General features: G+C 69.9%; 30 protein-coding genes. 26 read left to right on the top strand and 4 right to left on the bottom strand.

Going from position 1 to position 26,258, the window contains the following annotated elements; genetic code table 11:
- The first annotated feature begins 5 nt into the window (after positions 1–5).
- Positions 6–848, top strand: coding sequence for a sugar phosphate isomerase/epimerase family protein (locus Q5696_RS17490; protein WP_305092527.1), 843 nt, complete (start codon positions 6–8; stop codon positions 846–848).
- A gap of 17 nt (positions 849–865) precedes the next feature.
- Here Q5696_RS17490 and Q5696_RS17485 read toward each other — a convergent pair whose 3' ends face one another.
- Positions 866–1,282, bottom strand: coding sequence for a hypothetical protein (locus Q5696_RS17485; RefSeq protein WP_305092526.1), 417 nt, complete (start codon positions 1,280–1,282; stop codon positions 866–868).
- Positions 1,283–1,390: 108 nt separating this feature from the next.
- Between Q5696_RS17485 and Q5696_RS17480 the strand changes: the two genes are divergently transcribed.
- The 7 genes from Q5696_RS17480 to Q5696_RS17450 all read left to right on the top strand — a co-directional run bounded on the left by Q5696_RS17480 (position 1,391) and on the right by Q5696_RS17450 (position 6,729).
- Complete coding sequence (locus Q5696_RS17480) at positions 1,391–2,044, top strand: MerR family transcriptional regulator (RefSeq protein ID WP_305092525.1); 654 nt, start codon at positions 1,391–1,393, stop codon at positions 2,042–2,044.
- Entirely contained in the window at positions 2,041–2,889 is an 849-nt protein-coding gene (locus tag Q5696_RS17475; protein WP_305092524.1) for a thioesterase family protein, read from the top strand. Before Q5696_RS17480 ends, Q5696_RS17475 begins: the two co-directional genes overlap by 4 nt.
- A gap of 81 nt (positions 2,890–2,970) precedes the next feature.
- Entirely contained in the window at positions 2,971–3,786 is an 816-nt protein-coding gene (proC, locus tag Q5696_RS17470) for a pyrroline-5-carboxylate reductase (protein WP_305092523.1), read from the top strand.
- Between the two features lie 137 nt (positions 3,787–3,923).
- Positions 3,924–4,184: a helix-turn-helix domain-containing protein gene (locus Q5696_RS17465; RefSeq protein WP_305092522.1), complete on the top strand. Its 261-nt coding sequence runs from the start codon at positions 3,924–3,926 to the stop codon at positions 4,182–4,184.
- A gap of 207 nt (positions 4,185–4,391) precedes the next feature.
- A complete protein-coding gene (locus tag Q5696_RS17460) occupies positions 4,392–4,493 on the top strand; it encodes a 30S ribosomal protein bS22 (protein ID WP_003402602.1) in 102 nt (33 codons plus the stop codon).
- Positions 4,494–4,690: 197 nt separating this feature from the next.
- Positions 4,691–5,743 (top strand): NAD-dependent epimerase/dehydratase family protein, encoded by a 1,053-nt coding sequence (locus Q5696_RS17455; protein ID WP_305095354.1) that lies wholly within the window; start codon positions 4,691–4,693, stop codon positions 5,741–5,743.
- On the top strand, positions 5,740–6,729 hold the full coding sequence (locus Q5696_RS17450) for a lysophospholipid acyltransferase family protein (RefSeq protein ID WP_305092520.1): 990 nt from the start codon (positions 5,740–5,742) through the stop codon (positions 6,727–6,729). Before Q5696_RS17455 ends, Q5696_RS17450 begins: the two co-directional genes overlap by 4 nt.
- Before the next feature lie 27 nt (positions 6,730–6,756).
- Here the strand turns inward: Q5696_RS17450 and Q5696_RS17445 are convergent, their stop codons facing one another.
- Positions 6,757–7,878: an HAD family hydrolase gene (locus tag Q5696_RS17445; RefSeq protein ID WP_305092519.1), complete on the bottom strand. Its 1,122-nt coding sequence runs from the start codon at positions 7,876–7,878 to the stop codon at positions 6,757–6,759.
- A gap of 181 nt (positions 7,879–8,059) precedes the next feature.
- Between Q5696_RS17445 and Q5696_RS17440 the strand changes: the two genes are divergently transcribed.
- From Q5696_RS17440 to Q5696_RS17385, 12 genes are all read left to right on the top strand, one after another.
- On the top strand, positions 8,060–8,323 hold the full coding sequence (locus tag Q5696_RS17440) for a glutaredoxin family protein (RefSeq protein ID WP_305092518.1): 264 nt from the start codon (positions 8,060–8,062) through the stop codon (positions 8,321–8,323).
- Positions 8,324–8,533: 210 nt separating this feature from the next.
- Positions 8,534–9,352, top strand: a complete 819-nt coding sequence (locus Q5696_RS17435) for a redox-sensing transcriptional repressor Rex (RefSeq protein ID WP_305092517.1) — start codon at positions 8,534–8,536, stop codon at positions 9,350–9,352.
- Entirely contained in the window at positions 9,349–10,719 is a 1,371-nt protein-coding gene (locus tag Q5696_RS17430; RefSeq protein ID WP_305092516.1) for a glutamyl-tRNA reductase, read from the top strand. Before Q5696_RS17435 ends, Q5696_RS17430 begins: the two co-directional genes overlap by 4 nt.
- The gene (hemC, locus tag Q5696_RS17425; protein WP_305092515.1) at positions 10,716–11,666 is read left to right on the top strand and encodes a hydroxymethylbilane synthase; all 951 of its coding nucleotides are present in this window, start codon (positions 10,716–10,718) and stop codon (positions 11,664–11,666) included. The genes Q5696_RS17430 and hemC overlap by 4 nt, the downstream gene beginning before the upstream one ends.
- 72 nt (positions 11,667–11,738) lie before the next feature.
- Complete coding sequence (locus Q5696_RS17420; RefSeq protein ID WP_305092514.1) at positions 11,739–13,304, top strand: bifunctional uroporphyrinogen-III C-methyltransferase/uroporphyrinogen-III synthase; 1,566 nt, start codon at positions 11,739–11,741, stop codon at positions 13,302–13,304.
- A gap of 81 nt (positions 13,305–13,385) precedes the next feature.
- Positions 13,386–14,363: a porphobilinogen synthase gene (hemB, locus tag Q5696_RS17415; protein WP_305092512.1), complete on the top strand. Its 978-nt coding sequence runs from the start codon at positions 13,386–13,388 to the stop codon at positions 14,361–14,363.
- Positions 14,360–14,977, top strand: a complete 618-nt coding sequence (locus tag Q5696_RS17410) for a hypothetical protein (RefSeq protein WP_305092511.1) — start codon at positions 14,360–14,362, stop codon at positions 14,975–14,977. Before hemB ends, Q5696_RS17410 begins: the two co-directional genes overlap by 4 nt.
- A 66-nt stretch (positions 14,978–15,043) precedes the next feature.
- Positions 15,044–15,475, top strand: a complete 432-nt coding sequence (locus Q5696_RS17405) for a hypothetical protein (protein ID WP_305092510.1) — start codon at positions 15,044–15,046, stop codon at positions 15,473–15,475.
- Complete coding sequence (mce1N, locus tag Q5696_RS17400; RefSeq protein ID WP_305092509.1) at positions 15,447–15,938, top strand: transport-regulating membrane protein Mce1N; 492 nt, start codon at positions 15,447–15,449, stop codon at positions 15,936–15,938. The genes Q5696_RS17405 and mce1N overlap by 29 nt, the downstream gene beginning before the upstream one ends.
- Positions 15,935–16,195, top strand: coding sequence for a hypothetical protein (locus tag Q5696_RS17395; RefSeq protein WP_305092508.1), 261 nt, complete (start codon positions 15,935–15,937; stop codon positions 16,193–16,195). The genes mce1N and Q5696_RS17395 overlap by 4 nt, the downstream gene beginning before the upstream one ends.
- Positions 16,192–16,473: a metal-sensitive transcriptional regulator gene (locus Q5696_RS17390; protein ID WP_305092507.1), complete on the top strand. Its 282-nt coding sequence runs from the start codon at positions 16,192–16,194 to the stop codon at positions 16,471–16,473. The genes Q5696_RS17395 and Q5696_RS17390 overlap by 4 nt, the downstream gene beginning before the upstream one ends.
- Positions 16,474–16,551: 78 nt before the next feature.
- Positions 16,552–16,728, top strand: a complete 177-nt coding sequence (locus Q5696_RS17385) for a heavy-metal-associated domain-containing protein (protein WP_305095353.1) — start codon at positions 16,552–16,554, stop codon at positions 16,726–16,728.
- Here Q5696_RS17385 and Q5696_RS17380 read toward each other — a convergent pair.
- Positions 16,710–17,675 carry a LolA family protein gene (locus tag Q5696_RS17380; RefSeq protein WP_305092506.1) on the bottom strand — a complete coding sequence of 322 codons (966 nt, stop codon included), beginning with the start codon at positions 17,673–17,675 and terminating at the stop codon, positions 16,710–16,712. The two genes, Q5696_RS17385 and Q5696_RS17380, sit on opposite strands and share 19 nt — an antisense overlap.
- Before the next feature lie 162 nt (positions 17,676–17,837).
- Here Q5696_RS17380 and Q5696_RS17375 point away from each other — a divergent pair, with 162 nt between their 5' ends.
- Positions 17,838–19,007, top strand: a complete 1,170-nt coding sequence (locus Q5696_RS17375; RefSeq protein ID WP_305095352.1) for a PQQ-dependent sugar dehydrogenase — start codon at positions 17,838–17,840, stop codon at positions 19,005–19,007.
- A 4-nt stretch (positions 19,008–19,011) separates the two neighbouring features.
- Here the strand turns inward: Q5696_RS17375 and Q5696_RS17370 are convergent, their stop codons facing one another.
- Positions 19,012–20,931, bottom strand: a complete 1,920-nt coding sequence (locus tag Q5696_RS17370; protein ID WP_305092505.1) for an acyl-CoA dehydrogenase family protein — start codon at positions 20,929–20,931, stop codon at positions 19,012–19,014.
- Between the two features lie 147 nt (positions 20,932–21,078).
- Here Q5696_RS17370 and hemL point away from each other — a divergent pair, with 147 nt between their 5' ends.
- The 5 genes from hemL to resB are packed head-to-tail and all read left to right on the top strand — an operon-like array spanning position 21,079 to position 26,243.
- Entirely contained in the window at positions 21,079–22,416 is a 1,338-nt protein-coding gene (gene hemL, locus Q5696_RS17365) for a glutamate-1-semialdehyde 2,1-aminomutase (protein WP_370654816.1), read from the top strand.
- A gap of 44 nt (positions 22,417–22,460) precedes the next feature.
- The gene (locus Q5696_RS17360; protein WP_305095350.1) at positions 22,461–23,126 is read left to right on the top strand and encodes a histidine phosphatase family protein; all 666 of its coding nucleotides are present in this window, start codon (positions 22,461–22,463) and stop codon (positions 23,124–23,126) included.
- Complete coding sequence (locus Q5696_RS17355) at positions 23,123–23,743, top strand: TlpA disulfide reductase family protein (protein WP_305092504.1); 621 nt, start codon at positions 23,123–23,125, stop codon at positions 23,741–23,743. The genes Q5696_RS17360 and Q5696_RS17355 overlap by 4 nt, the downstream gene beginning before the upstream one ends.
- On the top strand, positions 23,740–24,567 hold the full coding sequence (locus Q5696_RS17350; protein WP_305092503.1) for a cytochrome c biogenesis CcdA family protein: 828 nt from the start codon (positions 23,740–23,742) through the stop codon (positions 24,565–24,567). Before Q5696_RS17355 ends, Q5696_RS17350 begins: the two co-directional genes overlap by 4 nt.
- On the top strand, positions 24,564–26,243 hold the full coding sequence (gene resB / locus Q5696_RS17345) for a cytochrome c biogenesis protein ResB (RefSeq protein ID WP_305092502.1): 1,680 nt from the start codon (positions 24,564–24,566) through the stop codon (positions 26,241–26,243). The genes Q5696_RS17350 and resB overlap by 4 nt, the downstream gene beginning before the upstream one ends.
- The last annotated feature ends 15 nt before the right edge of the window (positions 26,244–26,258 follow it).

The raw sequence follows: 26,258 nt of genomic DNA, 5'->3' as shown, positions 1-26,258 counted from the left end.
CGCGCATGCCCGACCGGAAGATCCTGGTGGGGCTGTCGACCGCGTCCGTCTACCCCGAGAACACGGAAGCCGCGTTCCGGTACGCGGCCGAGGTCGGCTACGACGGCGTCGAACTGATGGTGTGGGCCGAGGCCGTCAGCCAGGACCTCTCGGCCGTCCAGCGGCTGATCCGGAAGTACGCGGTGCCGGTGCAGGCCGTGCACGCGCCGTGCCTGCTGATCTCGCAGCGGGTGTGGGGATCGGATCCGGTCACGAAACTGGACCGGTCCGCCGAGGCGGCCGAAGCCCTGGGGGCATCGAACGTCGTGGTGCATCCACCGTTCCGATGGCAGCGCCGCTACGCCGACGGGTTCTCCGACCAGGTCGCCGCACTCGAGGAGCGGACCGGCGTCGTCGTCGCAGTCGAGAACATGTTCCCGATGCGGGCGGACAGCTTCTTCGGTGGGCGGGAGCGCACCGCCGAACGCCTGCGCCGACGCGGCGGACCCGGTGCGGCACTGTCGGCGTTCAGCCCGTCCTACGATCCCACCGACGTCGGTTACCGGCACTACACGCTCGACCTGTCGCACACCGCCACCGCGGGGATGGACGCGATGGACCTCGCGCGACGCATGGGTCCGGGACTGTCGCACCTGCACCTCGCCGACGGCCGCGGCGCGTCCACCGACGAGCACCTGATTCCCGGCCACGGCACGCAGCCGTGCGTCGAGGTGTGCCGACACCTGGCCGGCAGCGGATTCTCGGGCCAGGTCGTCGTCGAGATCAACACCCAGAACGCGCGGACCCGACCCGAACGTGCCGCGATGCTCGGGCAGGCCCTCGGCTTCGCGCGCGAGAACCTGCGCTGACGCGGTGCGGTCGCCGGTTACAGCGCAGTCACTCCCGCCGCGATCACCGTGATCCCGGAGATCACGAGTCCGGCGACGAGGCTGACCGCACCGGCTGCGATCGACGCGATCATCGGCCCCGGCGCCGCGGGATCCCGTCCCAGCACCGACAGGAAGAATCCTGCGGGGATCAGGATCGCGGCCACCAGCACCGCGATCGCCCCGGCTGCGGACCAGCCGGGACTCGCGTCGACGACCGTGGTGAGAACGGCGAGCAGCACACCGAGGATCACCAGTACGCCCGCGTGGGCGTGACCGGCGCGGAAGAAGCTCTTCTGTAGGTCGTTGGCGCCGTGGCGGCCGGTCACGATGCGCAACAGGAACACGCCGCCGGAGACGATGCCGACGACGGTGAGCACGGTGACGCCGACGACGATGGTGAGAAGCGGATCCATGACGAGCTCCTGACGTGCGGTAGTCTCGAATCCAAATCTGGATAGTTCAACTATCCAATGATGTTCATCGTCGGTGCCGGCCACGGTGCTGTCAAGTAGGAGACGTCGATGCGGGTGTCCGAACTGGTGGCGGTCAGCGGGGTGCCGCTGGCCACTGTGAAGTACTACCTGCGCGAGGGACTGCTCATGCCCGGCGAATCGAGCAGTGCCACGCAGGCCGAGTACGGCGAGCAGCACGTGCGGCGCCTCGCCCTCGTCAAAGCCCTCGCGGGCGTCGGCCTGCCGCTCGGGAAGATCCGCGTCGTCGTGGGGCTGATCGACCGTCCCGCCGACACCGTCTTCGAGACCGTCGGACGCGCCCTCTCCGCACTGCCGCCGTATCCCGCGGGCGGGGACGACGGCGACCACCCGCGCGCCCGCGCCGTCCTGGAACGGATCGGCCAGGTGTACGACCCGTCGTATCCCGTTGTCGCACAACTCGAGCGGGCCCTCGCCGCCGCCGAATCCGTCGGCCTGCCCATGACCGACGACCGCCTCGACGTGTACGCGCGGCACGTCCGCGCCGTCGCCGAGATCGACCTCGACCTCATGCCCACCGACTCCGTGGAGAACGCGATCGAGTACGCCGTCCTCGGCACCGCCATCTACGAACCCGTCCTCGCCGCACTCCGCCGGCTCGCCCACCAGGACATCGGTGCCGAACGGTTCGGCACCGACACCTTCGACGACCTCGCATCCGCCGACAGACAGGACCGATCGTGACCGACCACCCCTTCCGGGACCTCACCACCCTCACCGGCCACGGCGCCGGCCGCTACGCCGCCCACATCGACCCGATCTGGACCATCGGGCCCAAAGTGCACGGCGGCAGCATGATGGCCGTGTGCGCGGCCGCGGCCGTGCGTGAACTCACCGGGACGGCCACCGCGGCCCTCCCCGTCGACCCCGCCGTCGCACCCCTCGCCGTCAGCGCCGACTACCTCACCGCCCCCGACCCCGGCGAGGTCGAGATGACCGCCGTCGTCCGCAAACGTGGCCGGCAGGTGTCGCTCGTCGACGTCGAACTGTCGCAGGCCGGCCGGCCCGCCGTACGCGCCGCCGTCACCCTCGGCGTCCCGGACTCCGGGGACCCGCACTATGTCGGCGCCCACGACCTGGACGGGCTCCCGGCCGAGCCGTCCGCCGACGCCCAGGCGATGTCCGCCGACCATCCGATGGCGCAGGTCGTGCACGTTTCCCAGGGCTGCGAGCTCAGCATCGACGGCTCCTCCGCGCACTTCCTCCACGGCCGACAGGGTGAACCGCAGGTCCGCATGTGGGCGCGACCGTGGCCCGCCGACGAACAGGACCCCGCCACCGCGTCCCTGTTCGCGATCATGACCGGCGACATCTGCGCCCCGGTCGTCATGAACCGCGGACTCTTCGGATGGGCACCCACCGTGCAGCTCACCACCTACCTGCGCCGCCGCCCCGCCCCCGGCTGGCTGCGCGTCATGGCGAGCTCCACCGTCCTCGGCGACACCTGGTTCGAAGAGGACCACACCGTCCTCGACTCCACCGGTGCCGTCGTCGTCCAGAGCCGCCAACTCGCGATGATCCCGAGGTGAGCGGCGGGGGCGCCGGTGTGACTTTCCGGTAGTACCCACTACCGGAAAGTCGCACCGGCACGCAGTGCCTAAGCTGTCCGTATGACGAGAATTGCGGTGATCGGTGGCGGCAAGATCGGCGAGGCCCTGATCTCGGGACTGTTGCAGGGCGGGCATGCGACGCGGGACCTGGTCGTCGCCGAGCCGTACGAGCCACGGGCGCGGGAGCTGGCTGCGGCGTATTCGATCCGGGTCACGACGATCGAGGATGCGGCCGAGGGCGCGGACGTCATCGTCGTCGCGGTCAAGCCGGGTGATGTCGACTCCGTGCTGACGGCGCTCGGCAAGGTGGATCTCGACGGCGAGCAGGATCAGATGCTGGTCTCGCTCGCGGCCGGTATCCCGACGGCCCGGTACGAGGTGAAGCTGCCGGCCGGCTTCCCCGTCGTCCGGGTCATGCCCAACACCCCGATGCTCGTCGGTCAGGGCGCGAGCGTCATCGCGCCCGGCCGGCACGTCAAGCCGGAGCACCTCGAACTGGTGCGGTCGGTCCTGGGGACGGTCGGCACCGTCACCACCGTCCCGGAATCGCAGATCGACGCGGTCACCGCGGTGTCCGGTTCGGGTCCGGCGTATTTCTTCCTGGTCGCGGAGGCGATGATCGACGCCGGTGTGTCGCTCGGGTTGACGCGGGCGACGGCGAGCGAGCTGGTGGCGCAGACGATGGTCGGGTCGGCGGCGATGCTCACGGAGTCGGGGGAGAGCGCGCACGAGTTGCGGGCCGCGGTCACCTCGCCGGGCGGCACCACGGCGGCGGCCGTCCGTGGACTGGAGCAGGGTGGGTTGCGGACCGCGTTCTACGACGCCCTCGCCGCGGCCCGGGACCGATCGGCCGAGTTGGGGACCGTGACCGACTAGGTCTCGATTGGCGATCTTGTTTGCCACACCCGTCGCATCCACCCCTCTGGTCCCGCTAAGCTCGAGGTAGCACGTGCGTGTCTGTTCCGCCGGAGGGGAAGCCGGCGGCGCGACACGTGCCGGAGGTAAGTGGACAGATGGGATCTGGAGAGAACCCGGCAAACCCGATAAAGCCGGCCAAAGTGGAAAATCAGGACGCCGTCGGTGGAGCGGGTCTCGCCGCGACGCAGTTCCTCACGGTCGCGGAGGTCGCGGCCCTGATGCGGGTATCGAAGATGACCGTGTACCGACTCGTGCACAGTGGTGAGCTCCCGGCGGTCCGCGTCGGACGCTCGTTCCGGGTACACGCGAAAGCCGTGCACGACTACCTCGAGACCTCGTATTTCGACGTCGGCTGACCTGCCGACGCACGGGTGGGGAACCTCGGTTTCCGCCGAGCCCACCCGCCCCGGTACGATCGTGAGTCGTCGTACCAGCCAGCCGGTGTCCGTCAGGCGCTGGGGCCGTGAGAGCGGCCAGTGGCAAACGAGGCCTGAAGCGCCAGTAAATGACACAGGCGTACGTGACCGGCGTGCGCTGAACGCTAGAGAAGAGGGACACCCACCATGGGTTCAGTGATCAAGAAGCGCCGCAAGCGTATGTCGAAGAAGAAGCACCGCAAGCTGCTCCGTCGCACGCGCGTCCAGCGTCGGAAGCTCGGTAAGTAAGCCCCAGCGGCTCACGAGCACGGATGCCCGTCACCGAATCGGTGGCGGGCATCCGCGTGTTTCGGGGACGGTTCGCATTCGGGGCGGGACAGACCGGTCGTACCCGTGTTGCCGCCGTGTAAAGGCTCGAGCCGAACCCTTCCAAGGTCCCCGGATTTCGTTAGGCTCGCCTCGAGACGACGAGGACGGGGGTGACGGTGAGTCCGGACGAGCGTGGGGTGCAGCCACCGAAGGTGGTGCTGGTGACCGGTGCCAGCCGGTTTCCGGGCGGGTTCCTGGTGTCACGGCTCGCGCAGGATCCGTCCGTCGAACGGGTCGTCGCAGTCGACGCCGTCTCACCCAGCAAGGACATGATGCGGCGGATGGGCCGCGCCGAATTCGTTCGCGCCGACATCCGAAACCCGCTCATCGGGAAGGTGATCCGCGGCGCCGAAGTCGACACCGTCGTCCATGCGTCGACCGTCGCGCAGGCACCGAAATCCGGTAGCCGTGCGGCCATGAAGGACATGAACGTCATCGGTGCGATGCAGCTGTTCGCGGTCTGCCAGAAGGCACCGAGCGTCCGGAAGGTGGTACTGCGGTCCGCGTCGGCGGTCTACGGCAGCAGCTCGAAGGACCCGGCCAAGTTCACCGAGGAGATGAGTGCGCGCCGCCCCCCGCAGGGCGCGTGGGCCCGCGACTGCATCGACATCGAAGGCTATGCCCGCGGCCTGGGCCGCCGGCGCCCCGACATCGCGGTGTCGATCCTGCGCCTGGCGCCGCTCATGGGGCCGAACCGGCACGGCTGGGTGGCGCGGTACCTGTCGTCGCCGATCGTGCCGAGCATCCTGGGCCGCGACGCCCGCATGCAGTTGTTGCACGAGGAGGACGCGCTCGCCGCACTGCACCGGGCGACGATCACCGGACCGTCCGGAACCTTCAACGTCGCCGGGGACGGCGCGGTGATGATGTCGCAGGCGATCCGCCGGGCCGGCCGCGTCGAGGTGCCGATGCCGTTCGCGTTGTTCCGCAGCGTCGGGCGGGCGCTCACCGGCTCGCAGATGCTTTCGTTCACCCGCGAACAGCTCGACTACTTCCACTTCGGATGCGGACTCGACACCACCAGGATGCGCACCGAACTCGGTTTCGAACCGCGGTGGACGACGATGCAGGCGCTCGACGACTTCGTCCGCGGCACCGGACTCGAACCGGTGATCGACCCCGGCTGGGTCGACCGGGTCGAGTCGACGATGGTCAGGGGACTCTCGTGAACGAAGTGGCGAAGGTGATCCCGTTGCACGGCGGGCCGGATCGGACGGCACGCCGACGGGCCCCGCAGCGTCCGGCGCCGCCCGCGCCGGAGCCCGAGGGCATCGCCGCCGCGAGCGAGCGACACGAGCCGGACGGGCTGCGCAGCCGGGTTCTCGGCCAGGTCGCCGGCGCGGCCGGTTTCGTACGACGCCGTCTCGCCGGGGACTACGAGGTGGACGAGTTCGGGTACGACCCGCACTTCGCGGACGCGGTGTTCCTGCCGGCGCTGCGGCCCCTGTTCGAGAAGTGGTTCCGGGTCGAGACGATCGGTGTCGAGAACATTCCGGCGGAGGGGGGTGCACTGGTCGTCGCCAACCATGCCGGTGTCGTCCCGATCGACGCGCTCATGACATCGGTCGCGGTCCACGACCACCATCCGCAGCAGCGGGCGCTACGGATGCTCGCCGCGGATCTGGCGTTCGAGATGCCGGTCGTCGGGAACATCGCCCGCAAGGCCGGGCACACCCTCGCCTGCCACCCGGACGCCGAGCGGCTCCTGCGCGGCGGTGAGGTGGCGGCCGTGTTCCCCGAGGGCTACAAGGGCATCGGCAAGCCGTTCTCCGAGCGCTACAAGCTGCAGCGGTTCGGTCGCGGTGGGTTCGTGTCCGCCGCGATGCGCGCAGGGGTGCCGATCATCCCGTGCTCGATCGTCGGCTCCGAGGAGATCTACCCGAAGATCGGTGACATCGCACCGCTGGCCCGGCTGCTGAACATGCCGTACTTTCCGGTCACCCCGCTGTTCCCGCACCTGGGGCCGCTCGGAATCGTGCCGCTGCCGTCCAAGTGGTACATCGAGTTCGGGGCCCCGATCGTCACCGACACGTACGACGCCGCCGAGGCCGACGATCCGATGGTGCTGTTCGAGGTCACCGACCATGTGCGGGAGACCATCCAGCAGACCCTCTACCGGCTGCTGGCGCGCCGACACAACGTCTTCCTGGGCTGAGCCTCGGCGGGCGCGCGTCCCGTCGGATCAGCCGGCGGCCGCCACGGTGCGACGCCGGCTGACGGCCGCGCCCACCGCGGCCCCGGCCGCACCGATCAACAGCGCCGTCGGGATACCGACCTTCGCGGCCTTGCGGCCGGTGCGGAAGTCCCGCACCTCCCAGCCGCGGGTCTTCGCGAGCTCCCGCAGATCCGCATCCGGGTTGACGGCGACGGCGGTGCCGACGAGCGACAGCATCGGCACGTCGTTGTAACTGTCCGAATACGCGGTGCAGCGCTTGAGGTTGAGGCCCTCCCGGATGGCGAGGGTACGCACCGCATGCGCCTTGCCGAGTCCGTGCAGGATGTCGCCGACGAGTCGGCCGGTGAACACGCCGTCCTCGCTCTCGGCGACCGTGCCCAGCGCACCCGTCAGCCCGAGGCGCTTCGCGATCACCTGCGCCAGTTCGACGGGGGTCGCGGTCACCAGCCACACCTGCTGACCGGCGTCGAGATGCATCTGTGCGAGCGCCCGGGTGCCGTCCCAGATCTTGTCGGCGATGACCTCGTCGTAGATCTCCTCGCCGAGTCGCGCGAGTTCGGCGGTCGACCGGCCCGCGACGAACGACAGTGCCTTCTCCCGGCCCTGCGCGACGTCGTCGCTGTTCTCCTTGCCGGTGACCCGGAACTTGACCTGCTTCCACGCGAAATCGGCGAGGTCCGACGTCCGGAGGTATTTGCGGGCGGCCAGGCCGCGGGCGAAGTGGATGATCGACGCGCCCTGCACCATCGTGTTGTCGACGTCGAAGAACGCGGCGGCGGTCAGGTCGCGGGGAACCGTGGGTGTGACGGGCTCGATGGGTTCGGTCGGCTCGGCCGGTTCGCCGGGCTCGGCGTCTTCCGGAGATTCCGAAGACTTCACAGCATCCGAAGACTCCGAAGACTCCGCAACCTTCACGGCCTCGGTGGGCTCGGGGGTCTCGGTGACGGCCGGGGCCTCGGCTTCCTGCAGCGCGAGGGCGGCATCGGCGCTGGCCTCACCGGCGACGTTGGCGCGTAGTTCGGCTTCGCTCGGTCCCAGCAGATTCCGGATCCGGCGGCGGCCCGGGCGCAGGATCCCGGACAGACCCACCCCGAATCTCGCGCCGATCGGCAGTGATCGCCCAGGCACACGCACCTCCTGTGTCGCAGACACCTGCCGCTCACCCTAGCCGGACGAACCGTGCCGATCCCGTCGGACGCGGGTCCCACCGGGGGTGTGTGATGTTCGTCTCGAAATCGTGCCGGCCGGGAACCCGGCTGTCGTTGCGCCGGTCGTCGATCCCGGAGCGGTGTGGGGGAGACTGGACCGCATGGAACAGTCGCGACACCGGATCGTTCTGCTCACCCGTGCGGGCTGTGGCGCGTGCGTGCCGGCACGGGAAGTGCTCGACGTGATCTGCGGTGAGTTCGATCTGGAACTGACCTGCATCGACGTCGACGAAGCCGCCTCCGAGCAGCCGGATCTGCGGGCCGAGTACGGCGACCGGTTGCCTGTCGTTCTGCTCGACGGCAAGGAGCACAGCTACTGGGAAGTCGACGAGGATCGGCTGCGCGCGGACCTGTCCGCGGGCTGAAACCCGGCCCGGTGCGGGCGCCCGGCCGGGGGAGTGGGGAGGGTCACCCTCGACGGCCGGAAATGATCACTGCGCAGGTGAGAGCACGTGCAGCGGTCTCCCGGCAACTTTGTGCATGGCTTCACAAGCGGTTACCGTGGTCTCAACAAATCCCCCGACGCTTCCGTGGAAGGTCGGGGTACACGGCCGACCGGACGAGGAGCCATCGACGTGACCGAACAGCACCAGGCGCAGGGGGCCTCTGCCCGCAGCGTCGCCGGGGCTGCTCCGTCCACCTCCCGCCGCAAGGAAACCTCGGCCGAGGTGCCGGTTCTCACACAGCGGGCTCTCCCCCAGGCTACGGTGACGCGTTTGGCGACGTATCTGCGGGTCCTGGGAGTGCTCGCCGACGACGGTGTGCTCATCGTGTCGAGCGAGGAACTGGCCACCGCCTCGGGGGTGGGGTCGGCCAAGCTCCGCAAGGATCTGTCGTACCTGGGCCCCAACGGTGTTCGCGGCGTCGGCTACGACGTCACCCGGCTGCGTGCCCGGATCGAATCGGCGCTGGGTCTGGACCGCGGTCACCGCGTCGTCCTCGTCGGCGTCGGCAACCTGGGTCGTGCGCTGGCCGGTTACGGCGGATTCGATCGCCGCGGGTTCTCGATGGTCGGCCTCTTCGACAGCGATCCGGCGTGCATCGGTACCCGCATCGGTGCACTCACGGTCCGGGACGTCGCCGAACTCACCGACGCCTGCCGTGCGCTCGACGCCACGATCGGCGTCATCGCGACCCCCGACGACGCCGCGCAGGACGTGTGCGATCGGTTCGTCGCGGCCGGTCTGCGCTGCGTCCTCAGTTTTTCTCCGCTCACGCTCGAGATCCCCGACCACGTGGAACTGCGTCGGGTCGATCTCGCGATGGAGATGCAGGTCCTCTCGTTCAACATGGCGCGCAACACGCCGCCGGACGAATCGGGTGGTTCTCAGGGTGCCGTCGCGGCAGCGGCGGTCGGTGTTTCGACCGGAAATGGATCGGTGATCAGGCCGTGAGTGTGCTTCTCGTCGGGATCTCGCATCACAGCGCTCCCGTCTCCGTCCTCGAGCGGATCGCGGTCACGGACACCGACCGCCCCAAGTTGACGGACAAGATGCTGGCCTCGGCCCACATCTCCGAAGCGATGATCGTCTCGACGTGCAACCGCATCGAGATCTACGCGATCGTCGATGCGTTCCACGGCGCGCTCACCGATATCAGCGAACTGCTCTCGGCGCATTCCGGGCTCGCTCTCACCGATCTGCACCAGCACGCGTACGTCCGCTACAGCGAGGCCGCTGCCGAGCACCTGTTCGCGGTCGCCGGTGGCCTCGACTCGATGGTCGTCGGCGAACAGCAGATCCTCGGACAGATCCGGACCGCGTACGCCGCCGCCGACGCGCAGCAGGCGGCGGGCCGGGCGCTGCACGAGCTGGCGCAGCAGGCACTGCGAGTCGGCAAGCGGGTGCATTCGGAGACCGGGATCGACGCCGCCGGATCCTCGGTGGTCTCCGTCGCGCTGGACCGGGCCGCCGGAATCCTCGGTGACGGCGGGCTGGCCGGACGCACCGCCGTCGTCCTCGGTGCCGGTGCGATGGGCAGCCTGTCGGTCGCGCACCTCACCCGCGCCGGCATCGGCCGCATCCTCGTCGTCAACCGCACCCGTGCCCGCGCCGAGCACCTCGCCGCCACGGCCGCCGGCAACGGTGTCGACGCCACCGCGATCGACTTCGACGAGCTGTCGGATGCGATGGCGTCGTCGGACGTCCTCGTCACCTGCACCGGGTCGGTCGGCTCGGTCGTCACCCTCGCCGACACCCACCGTGCGCTCGCAGGTGCGGGCCGGGACACCGGCCGCCCGCTGGTGATCTGCGACCTCGGCCTGCCCCGTGACGTGGAACCGGCAGTCGCCGGCCTGCCCGATGTCGTCGTGCTGGACATGGCTGCGCTGCAACGAGATCCGGCTGCCGGTGCGGCCGCCGCCGACGCCGATGCGGCGCGGGCGATCGTCGCGTCCGAGCTGTCCCAGTACCTGGCGTCGCAGCGGCTCGCGGAGATCACCCCGACGGTGACGGCGTTGCGCCGCCGGGCCGCCGAAGTGGTCGAGGCGGAGCTGATGCGACTCGATTCACGGCTGCCCCTCGAGGACCCGCAGCGCAACGAGGTGGCCAACACGGTGCGCCGCGTCGTCGACAAACTGCTGCACGCGCCGACCGTGCGGGTCAAGCAACTCGCGTCCACCCCCGGCGGGGACTCGTACGCGGCCGCGCTGCGTGAACTGTTCGAACTGAGGCCCGGCGTGGCCGAGGCCGTCGCCGCCCCCATCGATCTCGGTGACTTCCCCGTGGAGGGCGATGTCGCTGGAAAGGATGTGCAGGCATGAGCGTCCTGCGAATCGGAACCCGTGGCAGCCTGCTGGCCACGACACAGGCCGGTACCGTGCGGGACGCCCTGATCGCGGCCGGACATCCCGCCGAACTGGTGATCATCAAGACCAAGGGCGATGTCACCCCTGGCCCGGTGCAGCGGATCGGTGTCGGTGTCTTCGTCGCGGAACTGCGCGAGGCACTGCTCGCCGGGGACGTCGACGTCGCCGTGCACTCGTTCAAGGACCTGCCGACCGCGCAGCCCGACGACCTCGTCGTGGCCGCGGTCCCCACCCGCGAGGACCCGCGGGACGCACTGGTCGCCCGCGACGGACTCGTCCTCGGGGAACTGCCGCCCGGATCCCGCGTCGGCACGTCCGCGCCGCGCCGCCGTGCGCAGCTGCGGGCGCTCGGTCTGGGCCTCGAGATCGAGGAACTGCGCGGCAACATCGACACGCGACTGGGCAAGGTCAGCTCCGGTGAACTCGACGCGATCGTGATCGCCCGCGCCGGCCTGTCCCGCATCGGCCGGACCGACCGCATCACCGAAACCCTCGAGCCCGTGCAGATGCTGCCGGCCCCGTCGCAGGGTGCGCTGGCCGTCGAATGTCGTTCCGACAACCCGGAACTGATCGCGATACTCGCCCAGCTCGACGACACGGCCTCGCGTGCCGCCGTCGTCGCGGAACGGGCGTTGCTCGCCGAACTCGAGGCCGGCTGCACGGCCCCGGTCGGCGCGATCGCGGAGGTCGTCGAATCGCTCGACGACAACGGCCTGGTGTTCGAGGAACTGTCGGTGCGCGGCTGCGCCGCCGCACTCGACGGTTCGGATGTGATTCGGGCGAGTGCCGTGGGGGCGCCCGATCGTGCGGACGAGCTGGGACGTGCCGTCGCACGCGAACTCCTCGACCTCGGTGCACGAGATCTGATGACAGCCGCCGAGGACGGTGATGCCGATGCTTGACCGGTACCGCCCCAGACGGCCCGATATTGCACGTTGTCCCCATCGACATGACACCGCACTGGAGAACTACCGATGAGCCGAGTCCGTAAGAACAGCCCCGGACGGATCCTCTTCGTGGGATCGGGTCCCGGCGACCCGGCGCTGCTCACCGTCCGCGCGCGGGACGTCCTCGCGTCGGCCGCGCTGGCATTCACCGACCCCGACGTCGACAAGGGTGTGACCGCACTCGTCGGTGCCGAACTCGGCCGCCACCCCGAGACCGGCGAGCCGATCGCCGAGGTCCGGCCCGCTCTGGGCGAGCCCGCCGAGGTCGCCAAGACGCTCGTCGCCGAGGCCAGGAACGGCCACGACGTGGTCCGCCTCGTCGCCGGCGATCCCCTCACGTCCGATTCGGTGATCGCCGAGGTCAACGCCGTCGCCCGCACCCAGGTGGTGTTCGAGGTGCTGCCCGGCCTGCCGTCCGGGTCGACCGTCCCCAGCTACGCCGGTATGGCCTTCGGGTCGACGCATACCGAGGCCGACGTGCGCGGCGAGGTCGACTGGAAGGCGCTGGCCGCCGCCCCCGGTCCGCTGGTGCTGCACGCGTCCGCCGCGCACCTCGCCGAGACCGCGAGCGCGCTCGTCGAGCACGGTCTGGCCCCGCAGACCCCGGCCGCGATCACCGTCCGCGGCACCACCCGCCAGCAGCGCACCGTCGAGGCCACCCTCGCGACCCTCAACGAGGCCGGCTCCGAACTGGTCGGCCCGCTGATCGTCACGGTCGGCAAGATCGTCGGACAGCGGAACAAGCTGTCGTGGTGGGAATCTCGTGCCCTGTACGGCTGGACCGTCCTGGTGCCGCGCACCAAGGAACAGGCCGCCGACATGAGCAACCGGCTCGTCACGCACGGCGCCATCCCCATCGAGGTGCCGACCATCGCTGTCGAACCGCCCCGCAGCCCCGCCCAGATGGAGCGGGCCGTCAAGGGCCTCGTCGACGGCCGCTTCCAGTGGGTGGTGTTCACCTCCACCAATGCGGTCCGCGCCGTGTGGGAGAAGTTCGAGGCGTTCGGCCTCGACGCCCGCGCCTTCTCCGGCGTGAAGATCGCCTGCGTCGGTGAAGCCACCGCGGAGAAGGTCCGCTCGTTCGGCATCACCCCGGAACTGCTGCCGTCCGGGGAGCAGTCCAGCGAAGGCCTGCTCGCCGACTTCCCGCCGTACGACGAGGTGTTCGACCCCGTCAACCGGGTCCTGCTGCCGCGCGCCGACATCGCCACCGAAACCCTCGCCGAAGGCCTGCGCGAACGTGGCTGGGAGATCGACGACGTCACCGCCTACCGCACCGTCCGGGCTGCGCCGCCGCCGGCCGAGACCCGCGAAATGATCAAGACGGGTGGCTTCGACGCCGTGTGCTTCACGTCGTCGTCGACCGTGCGCAACCTCGTCGGCATCGCCGGCAAGCCGCACGCCCGCACGATCGTCGCGTGCATCGGCCCCAAGACCGCCGAGACCGCCATCGAGTTCGGTCTGCGTGTCGACGTCCAGCCGGAGACCGCGCAGATGGGTCCCCTCGTCGAGGCCCTCGCCGAGCACGCCGCCCGACTGCGTGCCGAGGGCGCACTGCCCCCGCCGCGCAAGAAGTCCCGCGCCCGGCGCTGACGCACCCTGTGTGCCTTTCCGGTAGTCGGTTACTACCGGAAAGGCACACAAGGCCCGACCGAAGGGAGGGCTGCGGCCCCCATGTTCCCCACTCGTCGTCCCCGCCGTTTGCGGGGGACGTCGGCGATGCGCCGACTGGTTGCCGAAACCTCTTTGGAGCCACGGCATCTGGTGTTGCCGATGTTCGTCGCGGACGGTATCGATGCGCCGCGCGAGATTTCGTCGATGCCGGGCGTCGTCCAGCACACTCTCGATTCGTTGCGGGCGGCTGCGACCGACGCCGTGGCCGCCGGGGTGGGCGGGCTGATGCTGTTCGGGGTGCCGCGTGAGGAGGACAAGGACACCGAGGGATCGGGGGCGTCCGATCCGGACGGCATCCTCAACCGGGGGCTGGCGGCTCTGCGGTCCGAGCTGGGTGATGCGACGGTGCTGATGGCCGATACGTGTCTCGACGAGTTCACCGCGCACGGACACTGCGGTGTGCTGACCGACGACGGTCGCGTCGACAACGATGCGACCCTGGCCCGGTACGTGGACATGGCGGTCGCGCAGGCCGACGCCGGAGCGCATCTGCTGGGTCCGAGCGGCATGATGGACGGCCAGGTCGCCGCGATCCGCAAGGGGCTGGACGCGGCGGGGCACGTCGACGTGGGCCAGCTGGCGTACTCGGCGAAGTACGCGTCCGCGTTCTACGGGCCGTTCCGGGAGGCCGTCGGCTCGTCGCTCGAGGGGGACCGGCGCACCTACCAGCAGGATCCGGCGAACCGTCGCGAGTCGCTGCTCGAGGTGGATCTCGATCTGGCGGAGGGCGCGGACCTGGTGATGGTCAAGCCGGCCATGTCGTACCTGGACGTGCTGCGGGAGGTCGCCGACCGGTCGACGGTGCCGGTGGCCGCCTACCAGATCTCCGGCGAATACGCGATGATCACCGCGGCCGCGCAGAACGGCTGGATCGACCGGGACGCCGCCGTCCTCGAATCGTTGCTGAGCATTCGCCGCGCGGGCGCCGACATCGTCCTCACCTACTGGGCCGCCGAGGCGGCGGGATGGCTGGTATGAGCGAACAGTGGCCCGGACCGCCCCGGGAACCGGGGCGGACGCCGGACCCGTGGCCGGGCACGCCGCAGTACCCGGCGGGCGGCCCTCCGGCCGGGATGCCGCCGGTGACACAGGAACACAAGCCGGTGCCCACCGATGTGACGACCGCGTTCCAGCTGTGGCTGGGGGTTGCGGCGCTGGGTGTGGTGTATCTGATCTCGGCGTTGCTGTTCGTGTACAGCGACCGGACCACGTTCGTCGACCAGTTGATGGACGAGTTCGCGAAGCGGCCCGACGTGCAGGTGACGCGGGAGCAGGCCGAACAGCTGCTGGTGTTCGGGCTCGTCGGCACAGGAATCCTGATGACGCTCGTGCTGGGCGGTCTGACACTGCTGCTGGCGTTCAAGATGCGCAAAGGCCGCAACTGGGCGCGGATGCTGCTCACGATGGCCGGCGTGTTCACGGTGTTCTCGGCGCTGCCCACCCTGTTCGGGGCGGGGGCGGCGACCGGGGGAGCGGCGCTCGTCATGGGTGGTGCCGGGATTCTGCAGGCCGTCGTCGCGGTCGGGGCGATCGTGCTGATGCACCGCAAGGAATCCAACGCGTATTTCCTGAACCTGCCGCCCGCCCGGTGACCCCCGGTTCCGGTGATCGTGCCGGGTGTGTTCCTCGGCACCTGAGTCATGGTTCAAGATGAGATGGTGAGTACTCCGCCCCCGCCGACTTCCCGGACCCCGGGCACCGTCGTCGTCGCCTACTGGATCTGGGTGCTGTGCGGTGCCGCGATGGTGCTGATCGGGTTGCTCGCGGCCACCACGTCGTCGGCGGCGATCGAGGAACGGATCGGTTCGTCCGCGGACTCGTTCGTGTGGCTGCTGCGGATCCTCGGGGTGCTGTCGCTGCTGGCGGGCATCGTCGTCGGGTTCCTCGCGGCGCCGGCGAGTGGCGGACGGCCCCGCATGCGGAACGCCGTGGTGGCCCTGTCCGGGGCATTCGCGGCCGCGGTGACCGTGTTCATCGCACTCGGCATGCTCACTCCGGCGCTGCTGCCGCTGCCGGTGCTGCTGATCGTCGCCGACGTACTGGTGTACCGGGAGGGTGCGCGTGAGTGGTACCGCAGCAACTCCGACTGAACCGGGCGTCCTGTTCCAGGAATCGGGGGGACGCTGGCGGACCGTCGCCTACGGCCCCGTCATCTGTGGCGTCGCACTCGTGATCGAGTTGTTCACCGGGCCGGTCGTGCACTGGTTCGCGTTGCCGCTGTTCGCGGTGATCCTCGCCGGAATCGTCGCCGTGCAGGTGACGGCCGCCCGCCGGCACGTGAGTGTGTCCCTCACCGGTGAGACACTGCGGCAGGGCGCCGAGGACCTGCCGGTCGCCGACATCGCGGCCGTCCTCCCGGAACCCGACCTGTACGCCGACGAACCACAACGCTGGGAGAGCGCCCGCAGCCTCGGGGAACTGTCGGGGGTGCCGCGCCGGCGCACGGGGATCGGGTTGCGGCTGCGGGACGGTTCCCTGGTCCAGGCCTGGGCCCGGGACGCCGACGGTCTGCGCGGCGCGCTCGTCGCCTGCACGACGGGGACGCGGCCGTGAAGCGGGGTGTGGTGGAGATCGTGGCCGTCGCCGCGGCCGTGGTGCTCGCGGTGATGTGCTGGCGGCAGGGCACGACGACCGCCGAGTTCGGGCCGCTGCTGCCGGGGGCGCCGTCGTACACCGTCACGCAGTACTCGGGCAGCTGGATCGGCGCCGCCTTCGGGGCGGTCCTCGTAGCGGGCCTGCTCGCACTCGACGCGGGACGCCGTCTCGCCCCCTCCCGGAAGGTACCCGTAGGGGGTATCATGGGGTCATGAACGGATACACCCCGCAGCAGGACGACCTCCTCAAACGTCTGCGGCGCATCGAGGGACAGGTGCAGGGCATCTCCCGCATGATCGCCGACGACCGCTACTGCATCGACGTGCTCACCCAGGTCTCGGCCGCAACCTCGGCCCTGCAGTCGGTGTCGCTGAAACTGCTCGAGGCGCACCTCGCAGGCTGCGTCGTCGAAGCCGCGAAGAAGGGCGGCCCCGAAGCCGACGCGAAGGTCAAGGAAGCGTCCGACGCCATCGCCCGTCTCGTGAAGTCCTGAAGTGGCATCCTGAAACGGAACCCCGCAGGGGAACTCAGGGAGGAGACCGTCGTGCAACACGCCTACACCGTCACCGGCATGACCTGCCAGCACTGCGCCGCCGCCGTCACCGAGGAACTACGCGAAATCGCCGGAGTGCAGAACGTCGACGTCGATGTCGACTCGGGTCGCGTCGTCGTCACCAGCACCGGTCCGCTCGACACGATCTCCGTCGCCGCCGCCGTCAAGGAAGCCGGCTACGAACTCGTGCCCTGACCCAGGGCCCGCTGCAGGACGTCGAGGGACTCGGCGTCGAGCTCCCCGCCCGGTAGATTCACCGCCCAGTCGAAGCCGTCGGCCGACCAGCGGTGGATCGTGCCGTGCCAGTGCAGCGTCCACGGCCCGCCGGATGCCGGGCGGCGGGCCAGCATCAGATGCATCGGTCCGGCCCCGACGGCGGCCTGGAAGGCGCCGCTGTCCTCGTCGAGTTCGAGTATCCGATCGACGGACAGCATGGCCGGAATCCGCAGCGTCGGTAGCGCGTCCGCGACATGGGTACGGAACCAGTCCAGCGCGTTCGCACGCTCGGCGCGGTGCCGCTCGGAGCGGGCGCGTCCCTCCTCGTCGAAGTCACGCGACGGCCCGGTCCACGTGAACACCGCCGGATCGATCGGTTCGCCGACCGTGACCTCGGTGTAGGCGATGCGGTGCCCGCCCTCGGTGTTGCTCTCGGAGAGCACGGCCCCGCTCTCCCGGTCGACCACCAGGCGCAGCAGCCCCTGCTTGCGGGGTGGTGGTGCGAGATCGACCACCCAGCAGTCCCGGCCGAGGAACTCGGTGTCCCCGATCGGACCGGCCGGGCGGGTGTAGTCGTCGCCGACCCAGTCGCGGGCGTCCCGAGCGAACACCAGCTCGCTGCCGGTGCCCAGGTAGCGGACGCGGTCCGGGGTACTGCTCAGGGGAGGCCGGTCGGTGTCGTCGAATCTCCACACGGTCTCCCCGTCCGTGACGAAGGTCGGTCGCCCGTCCGAGGTTTCGATGCGCACCTTCGCGCCGTCGCGCCAGATCCGGACGATGTCACCGATACCGACGAACACCGGTGCCGGACCGGCGTACGCGAAATTGACCCGCTCCGGCTCGTCCGGTGTTCTCCGGATCACACCCCGGATCGGGAGGCGCGGCCCGTCGGCCATGGTCACCAGCACTTCCACCCACGTCGTCATCGCAGTCGCTCCACGGTGTCCAGTGTGCCCCGTGTATCCGGAAACATCCTGTCGCCACACGATTTTCGTGTTCGGGTGTCGAGCGAGCGCCGGAGTTCCGTCGTAGCGTGAGCCGCGACACCGACGGTGAGAGGGGCGATCGTGCGCGCAGTGGTCCGAGGCATGGGAGTCGTCGCGGCAGCGGCCGTGGTGGGGATCGGCTCGGCGTCGGCCGCGTGCGCCGAACCGGCGGCGCCGTTGCCGGATCTCGAGGTGACCACGGTCCTGGACGGTCTCGCCAGGCCGTGGGACGTGGTGGTCGCCCCGGACGGCGCGATCCTCACCGGTGAGCGGGCGGGCCGGTTCGTCGTGAAACGGGCCGACGGCAGCAGCGGCGACGTGACCGCCGACCTGTCGGACCTGTACGCCGAGGGCGAGACCGGGCTCATGGGCATCGCGCTCGCCGCCGACTTCGCGTCCAGTCGCACCGTGTACACGTGCCAGGGGCATCGCGGCACCGACGGCACCGGCGGCGGCTCCGTCGACCCCGGATCGCTCGGCAGTACGACCGGCAGCGGCAACGACATTCGCGTCGTGTCGTGGACGGTCGACCCCGGCTGGACGGCACTCACCCGCACCGGCGACGTGCTGACGGGCATCCCCGCCGGTGCGAGCGGACGGCACGGAGGCTGCCGGATCCTCGCGCACCCCGACGGCACCCTGTACGTCGGCACCGGTGACTCGGCGAATCCGACGGTGCCGCAGGATCGGAACAGCCTGGGCGGCAAGGTGTTGCACATCTCCGCCGACGGCAGTCCCGCTGCCGGCAACCCGGACCCGGGCAGTCCGGTGTTCACGCTCGGGCACCGCAATTCGCAGGGCCTTGCGCTGCAGCCGGACACCGGCCGGCTCTACAACGTCGAGCAGGGCACCGACCGCGACGACGAGGTGAACCTCCTCGAATCCGGCGACAACTACGGGTGGCGTCCGGACCGGGCTCCGTTCGTGTACGACGAATCGGTACCCATGACCGATCCCGTCCGGGTGCCCGGGGCCACCCCGGCCGTGTGGAGTTCCGGCAAACCCACCCTCGCCACCCCCGGCGGAACCTTCGTCGACGACGCCGCCTGGGGCGCGTGGGACGGAGCGCTCGTCGTCACCGCCCAGCAGGCGAAGAAGCTGTTGCTGCTGCGTCTCTCGGACGACGGCCGCAGCGTCGTCGAATCCCGGTCGGCGCTCGAAGACGAGTACGGCCGACTCCGTTCGGCCACCCGCATGCCCGACGGCAGCCTCCTCGTCACCATCGACAACGGCTCCGGCGACAAGGTGCTGCGGGTGACACCGCAAGAGTAGAGCGTCACTGCTCCAGCATCGCCGCCTCCGCGAACAGGTCCGGTACCCCCAGCCCGTCGACCACCGTCGCCACGTGTGGGCGCAGGGTGCGGCACCGTTCGTTGATGCCGCGCCGGACGGCCTTGGCGCGTTCGACCGACAGCATCCGATGTTCCATGAACCAGGCCTTGTCGTCCTCGATCACGGTGAGCGCGAACAGGTCGCACAGTTCGCCGAGCAACGCGCACCCGTCCTCGTCGTCGCACGCGTCGATGCCGGCGATGAACGCCTCGAGCACCACCCGGTCGATGTGGGCCCGGGCAGCGTGCAGTACGTGGTCCTGCACCACGTTGAACGCGTCGAACGGGGTGTCCTCCCGTTTGCGGGCCGCCTGCAGGCGCCGGGCCGCGGTGGAGAGCAGGTACTCCTCGCGGTCCTCGAACATCGTCAACTGGGTGCCACGGTTGAAGAGGCTGCCGTCCTCCTCGTTGTCCTGGCGGGTGTCGAGGATCGTCTGGATGATCTGTTGTGCGGCCGTATGTTTGCGGACCTCGTCGCCGAACGCGTTGGCGGCGAAGGCCATCCACTCCACCGGGCTCATCCCGCGCACCTCGTCGGAGTACTTGGTGAGCAGTTCCTTCGCCACCAACTGCGTCAGGACCGTGTTGTCACCCTCGAACGTCGTGAACACGTCGGTGTCCGCCTTCAGTGCGGTCAGCCGGTTCTCGGCCATGTACCCGGCACCACCGCACGCCTCCCGGCACTCCTGGATCGCGCGCGTCGCATGCCACGTGTTCGCGGCCTTCAATCCGGCTGCGCGGGACTCGAGTTCACGCTGCGCGGCCGGATCGACCTCGTCGGCCGTCTGGATGTCGTGCATCGCCGACACCAGTTCGTTCTGTGCGAACCCCAGCGCGTACGCCCGCGCGATGTGCGGCAGCAGCCGCTGCTGGTGCACCAGATAGTCCATGATCGGCACCTCGGGATCGGGTGTCGCGTCGTCGCCGCTCGGCGCGCTGAACTGGGTGCGCTGCAACGCGTACCGGGCCGCGATCGTGAGTGCCACCCGCGCTGCCGCGGCCGCCGAACCGCCGACCGTGACCCGTCCGCGCACCAGCGTGCCGAGCATCGTGAAGAAGCGGCGTCCCTTGTTCTCGATCGGCGACGAGTACACGCCGTCCGCGTCCACCGACCCGTACCGGTTCAACAGGTTCGTGCGCGGCACCCGCACGTGGTCGAACACGATCCGGCCGTTGTCGACGCCCGGCAGACCGCCCTTGTACCCGCAGTCCGACGTCGTCACCCCCGGCAGGTCGTTGCCGTCGGCGTCGCGGATCGGCACCAGCAGACAGTGCACGCCGTGCGTCTCGTCACCCACGATCAGCTGCGCGAACACCGCTGCCGTCCTCGCGTGCTCGGCCGCGCCACCGATGTAGTCCTTGCGTGCCGACGCGGTGGGGGAGTGGACCACGAACTCGTCGGTCGCCGGGTCGTACGTTGCGGTGGTCTCGAGGCTCTGGACGTCGCTGCCGTGCCCCGTCTCGGTCATCGCGAAGCACCCGAGCAGGTCCAGATCGATCATCGGACGCAGGAACTCGGCGTGGTGCCGTTCGGTGCCGAGGTTCTCGATCGCCCCGCCGAACAGGCCCCACTGCACGCCCGCCTTCACCATGAGCGACAGGTCCGACATCGCCAGCATCTCGATCGCCGTCACCGCCGCGCCCGGATCGGCGCCGCTGCCGATGTCCACTCCGAACCCGCGGTCGACGAACCCGCCGGCCGCGAGCACCCGCAACTGTTCGAGGGTCTTCGCCCGCGCCCGGTCCGGATCGGGGGTGACATGGGGCCGGAACTCGTCGGACACGAGCGTGGCCCGCGTCTTCGCCCGCACCTCCGCCCACCGGCCGTCGAGAGTGGTCCGCAGAAAATCCGCCGTCGTCGCCATGATCCGACGGTAGGGCCCTGCCGCGCCGACCGCTCGGGAAGCGGACACCGGCGACCTGCACGAACCGACACGCCGACGCCGTGTGATTCCCGACACCTCCTACACCCTGTCGTTGTCGAATTCGACAGAACTGGGACACTGGAAACCGTGACTGCTGCCTCCAGCGGGTCCGGCCTGGGACCCGATCTTCGTGACGTCCGTTCCGCTCAACTCTTCGATCGGGCGTCCAAGGTGATCCCCGGAGGCGTCAACTCCCCGGTCCGCGCGTTCGGTTCGGTCGGCGGCGCGCCCCGTTTCATCGAGAAGGCGTCCGGCTGCACCCTCACCGACGTCGACGGCAACGACTACATCGACCTGGTGTGCTCGTGGGGTCCGATGATCCTCGGCCACGCGCACCCCGCCGTCGTCGAGGCCGTGCAGAAGGCCGCCACCGGCGGGCTGTCGTTCGGTGCGCCCACCGAGGGCGAGATCGCGCTCGCCGAGGAGATCGTCTCCCGCGTCGCGCCCGTCGAACAGGTCCGCCTGGTCAACTCCGGCACCGAAGCCACCATGAGCGCGGTGCGCCTGGCCCGCGGCTTCACCGGACGCTCCAAGATCGTCAAGTTCTCCGGCTGCTACCACGGCCACGTCGACGCCCTGCTCGCCGACGCCGGCTCGGGCCTGGCCACCTTCGGGCTGCCCACCTCGCCCGGCGTCACCGGCGCGCAGGCCGAGGACACCATCGTCGTGCCCTACAACGACCTCGAGGCGGTCCGTGCCGCGTTCGCCGCGAACCCCGGCGAGATCGCGTGCGTCATCACCGAGGCCGCCGCCGGCAACATGGGTGCCGTCGCCCCACTGCCCGGCTTCAACGAGGGCCTGCGGGCGCTCACCACCGAGCACGGCGCACTGCTGATCATGGACGAGGTCATGACCGGATTCCGGGTCAGCCGCTCCGGCTGGTACGGCCGCGACGGCGTCGCCGGAGACCTCTACACGTTCGGCAAGGTCATGAGCGGTGGCCTCCCGGCCGCCGCGTTCGGCGGCCGCGCCGACGTCATGGCGAAGCTGGCCCCGAACGGCCCCGTCTACCAGGCCGGCACCCTGTCCGGGAACCCCGTCGCCGTCGCCGCCGGACTGGCGAACCTGCAGGCTGCCGACGATGCGGTGTACGCCGCCCTCGAACGCAACGCGCAGACCCTCGGCACGATCCTGGGCGACGCTCTCACCGCCGAAGGCGTCCCGCACCGCGTCCAGTACGCGGGCACCCTGGTCAGTGTGTTCTTCACCGAGAACCCCGTCACCAACTATGCGGAGGCCAAGGCCGCCGACACGTGGCGGTTCCCCGACTTCTTCCACGCCCTGCTCGCCCGCGGCATCTACGCGCCGCCGAGCGCGTTCGAGGCGTGGTTCGTCTCGTCCGCCCTCGACGACGACGCCTTCGCGAAGATCGCCGCCGCCGCCCCGCACGCCGCGAAGGCCGCGGCCGCCGCCGTTTCGCACTGACCCACCGACACCCAGGGACGATCATCGTGACCGACGCCGACAACGTGAGTGCTGCCGACCGCCCGCGCTCCGACAACTCCGATACCCGGACCATCGTGCACGTGCTCCGGCACGGCGAGGTGCACAACCCGAGCGGCATCCTCTACGGACGTCTCCCGAACTTCCGGCTGTCGGAGAACGGTGAAGCGCAGGCCCGGGCCGTCGCGTCCGCCCTCGCCGGCCACGACATCACGCATGTCGTCGCGTCGCCGCTGCAGCGTGCGCAGGAGACCGCGGCCCCGATCGCCGAGAAGCACGGCCTGACGATCGCCACCGACGCCAACCTCATCGAGGCCGCCAACGACTTCGAGGGACTCAAGGTCGCCGTCGGCGACGGCGCCCTGCGTCGGCCGCGGCACTGGTGGAAGCTGCGCGACCCGTTCACCCCGTCGTGGGGCGAGCCGTACCTGCAGATCGCGCACCGCATGCTCGCCGCGGTCAACGCCGCCCGCGTCGCCGCCGTCGGCCACGAAGCGGTGTGCGTGAGCCACCAGCTGCCGGTCTGGACCCTGCGCCGCTTCCTGCAGGGCGAACGTCTCTGGCACGATCCGCGGCACCGGCAGTGCGGGCTCGCGTCGCTCACCTCGCTCGTCTACGAGGGCGACACCCTCGTCGACATCGTCTACTCCGAGCCCGCCGGATCGTCGGACCCGAGGGTGACCGGCGCATGACGTTCCGTTTCCCCCGCCGGGTGGCAGCCGCACTCGGCGGTGCCGTCGCCACCGTCCTGCTGCTGTCCGGCTGCGCCGGTGGCACCGACGCCGTCGCCCAGGGCGGCACGTTCGAGTTCATCTCGCCCGGCGGAAAGACCGAGTACTTCTACGACACCCCGTCCGAACGCGGCAAGGCCGGTAACGTCACCGGACCCGATCTCATGACCGACGGGAAGACGACGTCCCTCTCCGATTTCGAGGGACAGGTCGTCGTCCTCAACGTGTGGGGCCAGTGGTGCGGACCGTGCCGCGGTGAAGCCGACGACCTCGAACAGGTCTACGAGAACACCAAGGACCTCGGCGTCGCGTTCCTCGGCATCAACGTCCGCGACCACACCCAGAGCAAGGCGCAGGACTTCGTCGTCAACTACGGCGTGACCTACCCGTCGATCTACGACCCCGAGATGCGCACGCTGCTCGCGATCGGCAAGAACTATCCGACCAGCGTCGTGCCCACCACGATCGTCCTCGACCGGCAGCACCGCGTCGCCGCCGTCTACCTGAAGGAACTGCTCGCCGACGACCTGCAGCCCGTCGTCGAACGCGTCGCACAAGAACCCCAGGACCAGGGATGACGCCCGACACTCTGCTGCTCGCCGACATCGGACAGACGTTCCAGGACACCGCCTCCACCGGACCGCTGCTGCTGGCCCTCGGTGCATGCGTGCTCGCCGGCCTGGTGTCGTTCGCGTCGCCGTGCGTCGTGCCGCTCGTCCCCGGCTACCTGTCGTACCTCGCCGGTGTCGTCGGCGCCGACGCCCCGGCCGTCACCGCGTCCGAGGCGCAGACACAGACCCGGACCCTGCGCGACGGCCGCCTGCGCGTCGCCGGTGCGGCCGGACTGTTCGTCGCCGGCTTCACCGTCGTGTTCGTGCTCGCGACCGCCACGATCTTCGGTGCCATCGAAGCGCTGACGATCAACCGGGAAGTGCTTCAGCGCGTCGGCGGTGTCGTCACCATCGTCATGGGACTCGCCTTCGTCGGGCTCATCCCCGCACTGCAGAAGGACACCCGGTTCGCGCCGCGGCGGGTGTCCGGGCTGATCGGGGCCCCGCTGCTCGGTGGCGTGTTCGCGCTCGGCTGGACGCCGTGCCTGGGCCCCACCCTCGCCGGTGTCATGTCGGTCGCCGCCGGCACCGAGGGCGCCACCGCACTGCGCGGCATCGCCCTCATCGTCGCCTACTGCCTCGGCCTCGGCCTGCCGTTCGTCCTCGTCGCACTCGGCTCGGCCCGCGCACTGCGCGGTGTCGGCTGGCTGCGCCGCAACAGCCGCACCATCCAGGTGTTCGGCGGAATCCTGTTGATCGTGGTCGGTATCGCACTGGTCACCGGAGCGTGGGACCAGTTCGTCGGCTGGGTCCGTGACGCCTTCATCTCAGAGGTGGTTCTACCAATATGACGGCCCCGGACACTGTGACCACCGAGCCGCCCGCGGGCGGTTCGACCCCGCCGCGGCAGTCCGCGGGCGGCCGCGTCGTCGCCGCGTTCCGCAACGCGTGGCGTGGCCTGACGTCGATGCGCACCGCGCTGGTGCTGCTGTTCCTGCTCGCGCTCGCCGCGATCCCCGGTGCCCTGCTGCCGCAGCGCAGCCTCAACGAGGGCAAGGTCAACGAGTACATCGCGAGCCGTCCCACCCTCGGCCCGCTGATGGACAAGCTGGAACTGTTCGACGTGTTCGGCAGCTTCTGGTTCACCGCGATCTACGTGCTGCTGTTCGTCTCCCTGGTCGGCTGCATCGTGCCGCGCTGCATCGAATACGCGAAGGCCCTGCGCGCCCAGCCCGTCGCCGCCCCGCGCAACCTCGGCCGGCTGCCGCACCACCATGTCGACACCGTCGACGAGGATCCGGATGCCGTCGCCGCCCGCGTGCGCAAGCAGCTGCGGGGCTGGCGCGTCGTGCAGCGGACCGGTGGCGCCCGCGCGAAACACCCCGACGAGATCACGCTGTCCGCGGAGAAGGGCTTCCTCCGCGAGGCCGGCAACCTGGTGTTCCACCTGTCGCTCGTGGCGTTGCTCGCGTCTGTCGCGATCGGCAAACTGAACAGCTACGAGGGCAACGTCATCATCGTCGCGGACGGCGGTCCCGGCATCTGCACCACCTCGCCCGCGATCTTCGACTCGTTCATCGCCGGCAACCAGCGCGACGGCACCGGGATGAACCCGCTGTGCGTGAAGGTGAAGGACTTCTCCGCCGACTACCTCGACAACGGTCAGGCCGAGATGTTCACGTCGAACATCTCCTACCAGTCGGGCGGCGACATCGCGTCGAACACGTGGCGCGACGCCCAGATCAAGGTCAACCATCCGCTCCGCGTCGACGGCGACCGCGTCTACCTGCAGGGCCACGGCTACGCGCCCACGTTCACCGTGACGTTCCCGAACGGGGAGACCCGTACCGAGACGTTGCAGTGGCAGCCCGAAGAAGCGACGACGTTCCTGTCCAGCGGCGCGATGCGCTTCGACCCGCCCGGCGGCATGTACCCGGACGACGAGGAACGCCGCAAGAACCAGATCGCGATCGAAGGCCTGCTCGCGCCGACCGCCGTGTTCCACGGCAACCTGCTGTCCTCCGGTTTCCCCGCGCTGACCGATCCGGCCGTCGCCATCGACGTCTACAAGGGCGACACCGGCCTCGACACCGGCCTGCCGCAGAGCCTGTTCTCGCTGAACAAGGAACTCGTCAACCAGGGCCGGCTCGTCAAGCAGGACCGCGTCAACCTGTACCCGGGGGAGAGCGTCACCCTCGCCGACGGCACCCAGGTCCGATTCGACGGCGCCGTCGACTTCGTGAACCTGCAGGTGTCGCACGATCCGGCCCAGCAGTGGGTGCTGGTGTCGGCGCTGACCATGATGGCGGGCCTGCTGTTGTCGCTGGTGGTCAAGCGGCGGCGTGTGTGGGTGCGGATCTACCCCGCCACCGCCCCCGGTAAGGATCCCGACACCGTGTCGGCTACATTGATCGAGGGTGAACGACGGACTGTAGTAGAACTGGGTGGTCTGGCCCGCACGGACCAGGCCGGCTGGGGTGACGAGTTCGACCGACTGCGTGCCCGGCTCCTGGGGGACCACGCATGACCGACCACACGAGCG

Origin of the sequence: Prescottella sp. R16 (assembly GCF_030656875.1) — a bacterium.
Lineage (GTDB): Bacteria > Actinomycetota > Actinomycetes > Mycobacteriales > Mycobacteriaceae > Prescottella.
This window is presented reverse-complemented; position numbering and strand designations above follow the sequence as displayed.